This window comes from Providencia sp. JGM181, assembly GCF_018257375.1.
GTDB lineage: Bacteria > Pseudomonadota > Gammaproteobacteria > Enterobacterales > Enterobacteriaceae > Providencia > Providencia lanzhouensis.
In genome coordinates, this window is sequence record NZ_JAERJY010000286.1 from 1 (window position 1) to 908 (window position 908).

The window sequence follows — 908 nt, forward strand, 5'->3', positions numbered from 1 at the left end:
TTAAATAAAATATAAATGATTTAACATTGAGTTTTCTGCTTATTATATTCTTTATTCTCTAAAAACGAAAAATCCGGGAATAAATTCCCGGATTTCTTTACTGCTTTCTAATCCATTAGCGAGCAAGAATAAACTTGCCGAAGTCCTTAAGAAATTAGAAGCGGTAACCCACACCAAACATAAATACAAATGGGTCTAAACGAGTATCAACTTTAACGCGGTCTTCACCTGCTTTGAATTTAACGTCAGTATCGATATTCATCCACCAAACAGAGGCGTTTAACATCCAGTTTTCATCAAGCATGTAGTCCATACCTGCTTGCGCTGCAAAGCCCCAAGAGCTTGACAGGTCTAGGTCAGACAGGCCTGCTTCTTTACCAGTACTATTAAATTTCTCATCAAAGAAGAACGTATAGTTCAGACCTGCACCTAAATAAGGACGCAGTTTATCTTCTTTGCCACCGAAGTAATATTGAGCCATCAGAGTTGGTGGTAAGTGTTTAACTGTTGCGATATTTCCTGTTGGGCCAGTACCAACTTTATGCTCAAAAGGAGTCGCTGCTAATAATTCCACACCAATATTATCGGTGATCATATAACCGAAAGTTAAACCTAATTGGGTATTATTATTTGCATCAAAATGACCTAAATTCGCATTGCCCAGTTTAACATCGTCCCCGCCAACATTTGGTCTTACAGTAGCTGTACCTGCACGGAATAAAAAGTCGCCAGCTTCATGAGCAAATGAAGCCGCTGGAGCTAAAGTTGCAGCAGCCAATACAAGCGCAGTGAGTTTTTTCATTGTCAATCCCATTCCTATGTTTATTATTTAGCAAAAATATAGCCTATTCTTAAATTTAATATTCAAATCAAGATCACATCTTTTGCTAATTTATATATTTCTTAAT

1 protein-coding gene is annotated in these 908 nt (G+C 37.2%); it reads right to left on the minus strand.

The genetic code is table 11. The features are described from left to right. Positions 1–154 precede the first annotated feature (154 nt). The gene (ompW, locus tag JK188_RS17555) at positions 155–802 is read right to left on the minus strand and encodes an outer membrane protein OmpW (protein WP_036956531.1); all 648 of its coding nucleotides are present in this window, start codon (positions 800–802) and stop codon (positions 155–157) included. Positions 803–908: the final 106 nt, after the last annotated feature.